Raw genomic sequence first — 10600 nt, forward strand, 5'->3', positions numbered from 1 at the left:
TCGGCACGATCGGCGCCGACCAGCGGGTCGAGTTCACGGTGATCGGCGACGTCGTCAACGTGGCGAGCCGCCTGCAATCCGCCACCCGCGAGGTCGGCGGCCGCATCCTCGTCTCCGAGGGCTGCCTCGCCGCCGCCGGGCCGGCGGCGGCGGGCCGCTTCACCCGCAGCCTGCCGCTGACCCTGCGCGGCCGCACCCAGCCGATCGTGGTCCACGTCGCCGAGTAGGGCCGGGGGCACCCGGTCCGCGGGGGAGGGGTCAGCCCCGCTGCAGGATCTCGATGCGCACGCCGTCCGGCCCCTCGAAGAAGGCGATGCGCAGGCCCGGCCGCACGTCGGTGATGCCCGAGACGAGCGGGATGCCGCGCCCCGCGAGGTCCGCCACCGTCGCCTCGATGTCCTCGACCCGCAGGCCGATATGCTCGATGCCGAGGTTGGGCGGCGTCGCGGCCGGCCCGGTGCCCTCCGGCGCCTGCTCGATGAACATCGTCATCCCGCCGAGATCGAGGATGACCCGGCTCGGGCGCTCACCGCCCTCGCGCCCCGTCTCCCGCGCCCCCAGAACCTCGCCGTAGAACCGCGCCGCCGCCGCGGCGTCCCGGCTGCGCAGGTGGAGGTGGTCGTACCGATAGCCCATGCGGCTCTCCCTTCGGGACGCATCCGATCGCGCCCCGCCGTCACGGCCCGCACGGTACGGCGCGGGGCGCCCCGGCGATAGGCGTCCCGGGCCGGGCCCGCAGACCGCCGGCCGCGGTTGACGCACCGCGCCGCGCCGCCCTACAGAAGGGGCACCCGGACCCACGCGCGTCCGCGGCCGGAAGGGTGGCCGAGTGGTTTAAGGCAGCGGTCTTGAAAACCGCCGTGGGGGCGACTCCACCGTGGGTTCGAATCCCACCCCTTCCGCCAATATTGCAAAGAGTTGCCGAGTTTTGTCGGATCGATGTAGCGTTGGCACCGCTATGCCTGTGTCGAGATTTGTGTCCATTTTCGCCACTGCGCGGTAGAGATGATCTGTCATAAGGTGCGAGTAGCGACCAGACTTGCCTCCCGGTTTGATGAAGTTGCGCTTGGTCAGGGGTAGGAAGGGGTGAGGGCGCGTCTGGAATGGATGACTGCCCCATCCCCCTTAAGCCTCTACAAGACCTGCTGCGCGTCCCTTGGCAATGAGCAGCGAGACAAACGATGCGCACGCGCCAAGCATGAAAAGCGCATCAGCTTCGCTCACGTTCGCGTCACCCTCATTAAGGAGAGGATGACGTATCCCCTTCTCATCACTCGTCCAACCATACAGCCTGTCAAACCCGGCCTTCATAGAGCCGTGCATCTTAGCGCTCTTCTCTAATTCGGTCAGCGCATCAGACAGCTTGCTTTTGGTGGTTATGACACGTGCGGTCGCCTCAACTGCGTGAATGCTATCTCTGACGCTATCTGCAAATCGCCCCTCGCTTAATCCCTCAGCAGCCTGCCGGAGGTGACTACGGGCCCCCTTGAATTTCTGCGCATGCACATCGGCGAAGGCGCCTATTACTGCGCTTAGCTCTTCGTCTGACCCTATCGGCACAATGGTCTTTTCCACCACTCGGTACGCAGATCTTGATTTGATAAGTATCTCATTCACCGCATTCGCAAGATCGTAGGGACAATCGTTGTGCCGGATTACAAACTGTAAAAATCCGAAAAACATTCCATAATTAGATTGAGTAATTATAGATTTTATGAATGGATATACATCAGATATTTTTGCAGAAAATTCATCGGCATTTTTGTATAAGTGTAATACATGAAAATCTTCTAATATTGTCGACCATGGGCCGGTGGTAAAATGATACGGCCTATGTCTTGTATTTTTATGTCCTTCTAATTCATCAAATATATAGGCCCACATGATCGCGCGAAGCTCACTAGAAATCTCGCGGGCTTTAAGTTGCTGAGGAAGAGGAGCTAAGCCTTCGGCCTGCTCAAAAGTTACTTTCGTACGGTCAATCGGAGCGTGTTCGGAGGTCATAGAGTGTCCGCCAAGGCTGTCTCTGGAACATGCCGCGAACACCATGACTCTTCAAGCCGCGCCTTGTGAGTCGGCCTGATGCCCTTCAGACTCTTCCCGGGGCTTGAGCACACGGATAAGCCCGATGGCAGGGAAGGGGCTGACCAGCCTCCCAGTTCGCATTCCTCTCTCTCCGCCGAACTCGTCATGAATGGATCTCAGTGCTACAGCTTGCACTACAGAGATTACCCAGATCAGTGATTAAGTCATTCATATTATTGATAAATGGATGCTGGCTCGAATTACCTCAACTTCTCAGCAAAATATATTTTTGTGATTTTTATTTGGAATAATTTTGATTTTTACTACGAAATGACAGTCCTCGCTTTATTGTATTTTATAACTCGTATTACAAATTACCCCGCCGCCTACAGCGTACGATTGCCTCGGCCGAATCAGTAGGGCGGCTGGCCTACTTTCGTGGGATCGATCGCTCGGTTAAGGGTTGAGAGTGTTAGCCGCACGGCCGCAGAACCCGGCATGCTGGTTAGGATGCGATCTCTGGGCGGTTTCGTGCATCCTTTCGCCATCGTCGCTGTTGGGTGGGACGCTGGGCCCTTCACAGACCGCAAATCATCAAGCCATCAGGAACACCATGGCCGGCCTCAAGGACAAGCGTGGCTTCATCGATAAGGACCGGCTCGATTTGTCGGAACGCAAGGCTGTCGAGTTCTGGATGAAGCGATGGGGCGTGACGCAGGACCAACTCATTGCGGCGCATCGGAAGGTCGGCCGAATGACGAAGGATATCGCTGCCGAGTTGGGCAAGAAGCGTTAGGCGGGTGAGTGGCGGCCTCAGGGAATGGTCTGGAGATGTGAGGGGAGGCTGCGCGTATGCCGATCAGCAGGATCGACCTCGCGGACGCACGCTCGCCGGAGGCGCTCGTCAAACGCATCCTACAGGCCGAGCCGAACCTTTCGGTTCCCGTGCCGATCCAAGAGCTTTGCGCGCGCCTCGGCATCCTCAGGTTCGAAGACCTCGACAACGCTGAGTTCGAGGGCGGCCTCGTGACCGATGCGAAGCGGTCCGAGGGGACTATCCTCGTCAAGCGCGGGGGCGAACCGCGCCGGCGCTTCACCATTGCGCACGAACTCGGCCACTTCCTGATGGCGCACCACCTCCCGGATCAGCCCGGCCGGTTCCTGTGCAAGAGTTCCGACCTCCTCCGGCTCACGGCCAAGGTGGGTGACCAGCGGCAGCGCAGGGAGGTCGAGGCCAACCGCTTCGCCGCCCTCATACTGATGCCCCCGCTCCTGCTGCGGGGGGCCATGGCGGCCTTTCGCGATCCCGATCTGCAGCACGTTCTCCTGCTCGCGCGCGACTTCGCGGTTGGCAAGGAGATGGCGGCTCGGTCTTACGTGCAGTACCACCCCGAGCGGATCGCGGTCGTCGTGGTGGGCAATGGCCGTGTGCAGCGGTGCTACCGGAGCCTCTCCTTCCCGGACATCACCTGTGCTGTCGGCAGCCCGGTCACAGCAGGGTCGCTCTATCACAGCCGTCCGCATCGACCGGATATCGCAAGCGATATCGTCGCATGCAGTCCCGATCTATGGATCGACGTAAAGCGTGACCTCCGCGCGCCGTCCCTCTACGAACAGGTGTACCTCCAGCAGAACGGCTTCGCGATGATCCTGCTGCGTCTGGAACCCGTTCCGGAGGAGAGCGCGGAGGAGCGCAAGCTCGACGAGGGTTGGCGTTACCGCTTCCACTCAGGGCGACGGTAGGGGAGACTCCGCTGGCGTTACGCGGCCGATCGGGGTGATGACGAAACGTGTCCGAGCACACGTCGTCCGTAATTTGAATCGCGATGTGATGCTCTCGATGACCCGGGCGGGTGACGTCGGACACGGAATCCTCGTAGCCCGGTGCGCTGCCGGCATCTTCCGGCGGGACACGCCGAGCACTGCAACGGGGTCGGCGTACTGGAATTACTTATCGGCCGCTTCGCTCTCGCGCGCCTGCCACGTTGCGACGAGGAACGTCGCCACTGCCTCGACCGGGCGGACGCGGAACTGCCATCCTATATGGACACAGTATTGGGCCGATATGGATTTGTCCGAACTCCCCCCAGGGTGCGCTCACACACCACCCCGCAAAACAAACCGCGTCATCTCCGAATCCCGCCCCAGCCGCAGCGCGAAGCCCGGCCAGATCCCGGTGCCGTTGCCGACGAACAGGGTCATGCCGCCGACCGCGTAGGCGCCCGAGACGAAGCCGTCGTTGCCCCGGGCCACCAGCCGGTCGAGGCCGCGGATCATGCCGCCATGGGTGTGGCCGGAGAGCTGGAGCGCCACGCCCCGCGCCGCCGCCTGCCGGGCGTTCCGGGGCTGGTGGTCGAGGAGGAGGATCGGGGCGCCGGGCGGGGCGCCTTTAAGTGCTGCCGCGAGGTCGGGGCCGGGCTGGCCGGCGTTGGGCGCCGAGGCGTCGGTGACGCCGGCGAGCACCAGGGCGGCCTCGCCGCGGGTGAGCACCGCGTGGGCGTTCGGCAGCATCCGCAGGCCGAGGCCGGCGAGATGGGCCATCCAGGCGGGGTAATCGAAGAAATATTCGTGGTTGCCGGGAATGCCGAAGACGCCGTCCGGGGCGCGAAGCGCGGCAAGCGGCGCCACGTCGTCCCGGCGCATCGCCACCGAGCCGTCGATGAAGTCGCCAGTGACGACGATCGCGTCGGCGCCCGCCGCGTTGGCGCGGGCGACCACGGCGCGGGCCCAAGATGCGGGGAAGAGGCGGCTCAGGTGCAGGTCGGTGAGCTGGAGCAGCCGGTAGCCTTCGAAGGCCGGCGGCAGGCCGGGGATCACGACCTCGCGGTCGACCACCGGCGGCACCCGGGCGGCCTGGGCGACGCCGATCCCGGCGAGCAGCACCGCGAGCCCGGCGGCGGCAAACCGCAGCCCGTCGGGAATCGCGACGGGCCCGCGCTGGACCAGGGCGGCGGCGAGCGCGCCGAGATCGAGGGCGATCTGCAGGACCGCGAGCAGCGCGATCGCCCCAAACGCCCCGTTGAGCGCGAGGACGACCGCGCGGGGGAATTCCGGGGCGAAGACCGAGCCGGAGGAGAGCCGGTTCCAGAGGTGGAACTGCGAGGCGGCGAGCAGCAGCACCGCGAGCGCCGCCTTGACGACGAGCGGCAGCGAGAGCGGCAGGAGCCAGCGGGCGATCACCAGGAGGCACGGCGCCGCGAAGACGAGGTGAAAGATGGCGGGCTCCTTGCGGTGGCGGGCAGGCCGGACGCCCCGGATACCGCGCCCGGCGGGCCGGATATCCCGGGTTATCGCGCCCGGCGGGCGCGCGCGCTCCTTACCCCACTTCCAGCATCTCGCGCACCAGGGGCGCCACCCGGGTCCCGTAGAGCGCGATGCCGCGCATCAGCCGCTCGTGCGGCATCGGGCCGGCGCTGTACTTGAGCTGGAACCGGCCGAGGCCCAGGCCCCGCACCGTCGCGGCGATCTTTTTCGCCACCGTCTCGGGGCTGCCGATGTAGAGCGAGCCGTGATCGGCCTCGCGGTCGAATTCCTGGCGCGTCATCGGCGGCCAGCCGCGCTCGGCGCCGATGCGGTCGCGCATCCGCTTGTAGTCGGCGAAGAACTCTTCCCGCGCGCCCGCATCGGTCTCGCCGACATAGCCCGGCGAGTGGACACCGATCGGGCGCACTTTGCGGCCGAGCTGGGCGCAGGCCCGGTGGTAGAGATCGACGTAGGGGCGGAAGCGCTGCGGATCGCCGCCGATGATGGCGAGCATCAGGGGCAGGTCGTGCTGGACCGCCCGCACCACCGAGTTCGGGCTGCCGCCGACCCCGATCCAGGTCGTGGGCGGCGCCTCCGGGGTGGGGAAGACGGACTGGTTCGCAAGCGGCGCCCGGGTGGTGCCCTGCCAGGTCACCGGCCCGCCGGCCAGCAGCGCCGAGAAGAGCCCGAGCTTCTCCTCGAACAGCGTCTCGTACTGGTCGAGGGGGTAGCCGAAGAGCGGGAAGGATTCGGTGAACGAGCCGCGGCCGAGGATCACCTCGGCGCGGCCGTTCGAGAGGCCCTGCAGGGTCGAGAAGCGCTGGTAGACCCGGACCGGGTCGTCGGAGCTGAGCACCGTCACGGCCGAGCCGAGGCGGATGCGCGTCGTGCGCGCCGCGATCGCCGCCAGCACCATCTCGGGCGAGGACACGGCGAAGTCCTCGCGGTGGTGCTCGCCGACGCCGAAGAAGTCGAGCCCGACCTCGTCGGCCAAGACTCCTTCCGCCACCACGTCGCGGAGGACCTGGCCGTGGGACAGGGGCTCGCCGTCGCGGGCGGTGACATCCCCGAACGTGTCGAGGCCGAATTGCAGGGTCTGTGTCATGGCTCCCAAGATGGACGCGCCGGGGCCGGTTTGAAATGCGCGGCGGTGCAAGGGCAGGCTTGCAGCCGCGCACAAGGAGGGTCAGAGCCGGAACAGGCCGAGGGCGTCCTGCACCGCGTCGCGGGTCTCTTCGGTGAGGCGACGGGCCTGTGCGGTGCCGGTGCGCAGCACGTCCCGCACCCGGTCGGGGTCGCGGGCGATCGCGGCGCGGCGCTCGCGGATCGGCCCGAGGAGGTCGCGCAGGATGCCGGCGAGGCGCTGCTTGAGGGCGGCGTCGCCCAGTCCGCCGCGGCGGTAATGCGCCTTGAGCGCCGCCACCGCGTCCGGGTCGGGATCGAAGGCATCGAGATAGGTGAAGACCACGTTGCCCTCGACCCGGCCGGGATCGGAGACGCGCAGGTGATCGGGATCGGTGTACATCCGCTGCACCGCCGCGGCGATCTCGGCGTCGGGGGCCGAGAGCGGCAGGGCGTTGCCGCCGGACTTGCTCATCTTGGCCCGCCCGTCGACCCCGGGCAGGCGCCCGACCGGCGGGATCAGCGCGGTCGCCTCCGGCAGGAGGTCGCGCCCGGCCTGCCGGTTGATCCGGCGGACGATCTCGTTGGCCTGCTCGATTAGGGGCGCCTGGTCCGCGCCGACCGGGACCAGGGTGGCGCGGAACGCCGTGATGTCGGCGGCCTGCGCCGCCGGGTAGCACAGGAAACCCGCCGGGATGTCGCGGCCGAAGCCGCGGGCCTGGATCTCGTCCTTGATCGTCGGGTTGCGCTCGAGCCGGGCCACCGTGACGAGGTTGAGGTAGAGCAGGGTCAGCTCGGCGAGCGCCGGCAGGGCCGACTGCACGCAGAGCGTCGTCACCGCCGGATCGATGCCGACCGCGAGGTAATCGGTCGCGACCTCGATGACGTTGCGGGCGATGCGGGCCGGATCGTGGGCGTTGTCGGTCAGCGCCTGGGCGTCGGCGAGCAGCAGGTACTGGCGGTGGTCGTGCTGGAGCGCGACGCGGTTGCGCAGCGAGCCGGCGTAATGGCCGAGATGCAGCGGACCGGTGGTGCGGTCGCCGGTGAGGATGACGGGCTTTGACGACATCGGGGCTCTCTTCTCGAAGACAGCCGCCGCGCCGACGGGTGCCGAGAGCCCACGAGGATCGACCATGCCACCGGACGGCGGCATCGGTCGCAACAGGATGACGACGGCCGCTTCCCTAGGGGAAGCGCCACCAGACGGTCGGACGGGGGAAGCGGGGGTCGGTCATCGACAATGACCTTACGCTGCGTCGCCGCCGCGCTCAAGCGGAACCGGACGCCGCATGGCGCATCGTCGCCCCGCCCTCGGCCATCTCCTCCACCCCGACCCAGAGGTTCCAGGCGGGGGCCAGACTCCAGCCGGGCAGGCCGATATGGGCCTGGGGCATCCGGTAGTGCAGCACCGGCCGCGGGCTCACCTTCTCGTCGGGCGGCAGGGCGGCGCGCACGCCGGCCTCGTCGCGGTGGGCGAGGAGCGGCAGGAGGTCGAGGCCGCGGTGGCGGGTCGGGTTGGCCGCCAGATAATCGCCGGCGAGGGCGTCGAGGTCGGGCCGGTAGGCGGGATCGAGCACCTTGGCGGCGTAAGGCGCGGGGAAGGGCGGCGGCAGCCCGCGGGCGGCGAGGAAGCCGCCGGCCGCGGTCTCCCGGCGCAGTTGCGGCTCGGCGCGGAGATAGGCCTTGAGCAGGCCGGTCAGGGTGGCGGCGGTGAGATCCGGCGGCTCGACGTTGAAGTGCAGCCCGAGCGAGCCGAGCAGCACCGCGCCGCGGCCCCGGCCGCCGGCGCCGTGCAGCAGGGCGGCCAGCCGGTCGACCTCCGGCAGCCGGTCGAAGGCGAGGGGGCCGGTGATCAGCTCGCGGGGCACGACCGGGCCGAGGAGGGCGGCGAGCGAGCGGCCGGCGGCGCGGACCGGCAGGCCGGGCAGCGCGCCGGGCTCGGTCATGCGGCGCTGCGGATGGGCGGCGCGCAGGTCGAGCTCGACCCGCAGGTCGCCGAGAGACGTCCCCTCGAGCCGGAAGGCGTGCGGGTCCTCCTCGGCGAGGCGCCCGCCGAGGCCGGCGGCGAGCGCCGCGGCGGCGATCCGGGCCGAGGGCCCGGTGAACTCGATCTCGACGCCGACCCGGCGCGGCGTCCCGTCCTCCCGCAAGGGACGCGGCGGCGAGCGGAAGTCCAGGGAGGGCGATTCGGGCACGCGCGACTCGGGGCAGGAGGGGGCTGGGCAGGAGGGGCCGGCCCGGCGGCGCTCACGGCACCGCCGTCGCCGGCAGATCCGGAGAGATAGGGGCCGGGGCGCCGACGGGCAGGGGATCGAGGCCGAACAGGTCGGGGCAATCCTCCTCGCCCGGGCGCCGCGGCAGGCGCCGGCCCGGGGGCGCGTCCGGGCCGAGGAGCCGCATCACCCGTTTCGAGACCGCGACCGCCAGGTTCTCGCGCTTGGCCCGGGCCTCGACCCGGGCGAGGGCGTTCATCGCCGGCCCGAGCACGGTGAACTCGGCCCGCCAGCCGTCGTCGAGGACGCCGACCAGGACCTCGCCGGCATGCAGCGAGGCGGTGAGGGCGAGCGCCGGCAGGCCCTCGCGCCGGCGCGCCTCGTTCATCGCGTGCATCCGCGCCTCGATCTCGCGCATGCAGGCCAGCGCCGCCGCCGCCTGCTCGGCCGGGGCGCCGTCGACGAACTGGGCCAGGACCCCGTCGCCGACATACTTGTCGACGAGGCCGCCGCGCCCGGTCACCGCCGCGTGGGCGAGCGCCCGCACCGCCAGCAGCCAGTCGAGCACCCGGGCCTCGCCCCAGCGCCGGGTCAGCGCCGAGAAGCCCCGGATGTCGAGGGCGAGCAGGCAGGCATGGCGGGGCTGGAGCGCCGTCGGCCCGTCGCGGCGCACGAGGTCGATCCCCGCCGGCACGAAGCGCGCCAGCGTCGCCCGCTCGTGCTCGAGGCGCAGCATCGTGGCCATCCCCCGGCGCAGGCGCAGCGCGCCCTCGATCACGAAGGCGGCGGCGACCAGGAAGGAGAGGAGCCCGAAGACGTTCGGCCCCGCCGGCGGCAGGCCGAGATGCGGATCGAGGAGCCCGAGGCCGAGGGCGCCGGACCACACCCCGGCGACGAGGGCGGCGAAGACCGCGGTGTGGCGCGGCCTGAGGGTGAGGCCGGATTCGAGCAGCAGCAGGAAGGCCGGCAGGCGGCTCGCCATCGTGCCGGGCTCGTCGGCGACCTCGGTGGCCGCCATCATGTATTCGAGCACGATGTAGGCGGCGAGCGCCGCGTCGAGCAGCGTCGCGATCCAGGCGAGCCGCGCTCCGCCCCGCCGCCGCGCCGTGGCGGCGAGCCAGAGCGAGGAGACCGCGTAGCCGCCCAGGATGAACCAGTGGCTGCCGGCATGCAGCACGCCGTCGCTGAGATGGGCCGAGACCGCCAGCACCAGCAGCATCACCAGCCGCATCGCCAGCATGCGGGTGGCGGTGCCGGCCGCGAGGCCCGCGGCGAGGGCGGATTCGTCCGCGGCGGGACGGGGCACGGCAGCGCGGGCCGCCTCGGGATGAGGCGCCGCGTCCCGGTCCGGCGGGGTCCGATCGGGTGTGGTCATGCGGGGCAAAGCCTTACGCGCGGGCCGCCGGGGCGTCGAGGCCGGCCCTCTCCCCCGAATGGTCCGGCCCTCGGGTGCCGCCGAGGCACCCACGGGCCAAAGCGCGCGGGCGCTCGATCCGTTCCGGCGGGGCACCCCTTGCGGGTCGAACCAACCATCGCCATCTCCAGACCATCCAACCGGATGGTCCATGGAAGGCGACAGGATGACGGGCACCGTTCACGAGCTGCGGCCCAAGATGCCGGACAGCGAGAAGGTCACGGTCAATCTCGGCTTCGTCGATCTCGGCCGCATCGACCTGATGGTGCGGGACGGCTTCTACGCCAACCGCGCCGACTTCATCCGCACGGCGGTGCGCAACCAGCTCGACCGGCAGGAGGAGGCGGTGCGCCAGGCGGTGGCGCGCCGCCAGCTCAGCCTGGGGCTGACGCACATCACCAGGGCCGAGCTCGAGGCGGCGCGGGAGGCCGGGACGCCGCTGAGCATCCAGGTGCTCGGGCTCGCCAGCATCGCCGACGACGTCACGCCGGAGCTCGCCCGGGCCGCGATCGCGTCGATCCACGTGCTCGGCGCCTTCCACGCCAGCGCCGCCGTCAAGGCGGCGCTCGCCGACCGCATCGCC

11 protein-coding genes and 1 tRNA gene are annotated in these 10600 nt (G+C 69.1%); 5 read left to right on the forward strand and 7 right to left on the reverse strand.

Features of this window, described 5'->3' with window-relative positions; all coding sequences use genetic code 11:
* Positions 1-227 (forward strand): nucleotidyl cyclase domain-containing protein (locus tag QR78_RS28375; protein ID WP_048430972.1); only part of this gene is annotated, 227 nt, incomplete at its 5' end.
* Positions 228-258: 31 nt separating this feature from the next.
* Here the strand turns inward: QR78_RS28375 and QR78_RS28380 are convergent.
* Positions 259-636, reverse strand: coding sequence for a VOC family protein (locus QR78_RS28380; RefSeq protein ID WP_048430973.1), 378 nt, complete (start codon positions 634-636; stop codon positions 259-261).
* Between the two features lie 179 nt (positions 637-815).
* Here QR78_RS28380 and QR78_RS28385 point away from each other — a divergent pair.
* Positions 816-905 (forward strand) — tRNA-Ser (locus QR78_RS28385).
* Positions 906-1125: 220 nt separating this feature from the next.
* Here the strand turns inward: QR78_RS28385 and QR78_RS34515 are convergent.
* Positions 1126-2004 carry an AbiJ-NTD4 domain-containing protein gene (locus tag QR78_RS34515; RefSeq protein WP_125901286.1) on the reverse strand — a complete coding sequence of 293 codons (879 nt, stop codon included), beginning with the start codon at positions 2002-2004 and terminating at the stop codon, positions 1126-1128.
* A gap of 634 nt (positions 2005-2638) precedes the next feature.
* Here QR78_RS34515 and QR78_RS28390 point away from each other — a divergent pair.
* Both QR78_RS28390 and QR78_RS28395 read left to right on the forward strand, forming a co-directional pair.
* Positions 2639-2821, forward strand: coding sequence for a DUF3606 domain-containing protein (locus QR78_RS28390; RefSeq protein ID WP_048430974.1), 183 nt, complete (start codon positions 2639-2641; stop codon positions 2819-2821).
* Between the two features lie 56 nt (positions 2822-2877).
* Positions 2878-3768 (forward strand): ImmA/IrrE family metallo-endopeptidase, encoded by an 891-nt coding sequence (locus tag QR78_RS28395; RefSeq protein WP_048430975.1) that lies wholly within the window; start codon positions 2878-2880, stop codon positions 3766-3768.
* 354 nt (positions 3769-4122) lie between these two features.
* Here the strand turns inward: QR78_RS28395 and QR78_RS28400 are convergent, their stop codons facing one another.
* From QR78_RS28400 to QR78_RS28420, 5 genes are all read right to left on the reverse strand, one after another.
* Positions 4123-5241 (reverse strand): metallophosphoesterase, encoded by a 1119-nt coding sequence (locus QR78_RS28400; protein ID WP_053221131.1) that lies wholly within the window; start codon positions 5239-5241, stop codon positions 4123-4125.
* A 100-nt stretch (positions 5242-5341) separates the two neighbouring features.
* Positions 5342-6373 (reverse strand): LLM class flavin-dependent oxidoreductase, encoded by a 1032-nt coding sequence (locus QR78_RS28405; RefSeq protein WP_048430977.1) that lies wholly within the window; start codon positions 6371-6373, stop codon positions 5342-5344.
* A gap of 81 nt (positions 6374-6454) precedes the next feature.
* Complete coding sequence (gene trpS, locus QR78_RS28410; RefSeq protein ID WP_048430978.1) at positions 6455-7459, reverse strand: tryptophan--tRNA ligase; 1005 nt, start codon at positions 7457-7459, stop codon at positions 6455-6457.
* Between the two features lie 199 nt (positions 7460-7658).
* Complete coding sequence (locus QR78_RS28415) at positions 7659-8585, reverse strand: amidoligase family protein (protein ID WP_048430979.1); 927 nt, start codon at positions 8583-8585, stop codon at positions 7659-7661.
* A 52-nt stretch (positions 8586-8637) separates the two neighbouring features.
* Positions 8638-9978: an adenylate/guanylate cyclase domain-containing protein gene (locus QR78_RS28420; protein WP_053221132.1), complete on the reverse strand. Its 1341-nt coding sequence runs from the start codon at positions 9976-9978 to the stop codon at positions 8638-8640.
* A 205-nt stretch (positions 9979-10183) separates the two neighbouring features.
* On the opposite strand from QR78_RS28420, the gene QR78_RS28425 reads away from it, so the two are divergent.
* Positions 10184-10600, forward strand: a 417-nt coding sequence (locus QR78_RS28425) for a CopG family transcriptional regulator (RefSeq protein ID WP_048430980.1), incomplete at its 3' end; no start/stop codon positions are given.

Source organism: Methylobacterium indicum (assembly GCF_001043895.1).
Classification (GTDB): domain Bacteria; phylum Pseudomonadota; class Alphaproteobacteria; order Rhizobiales; family Beijerinckiaceae; genus Methylobacterium; species Methylobacterium indicum.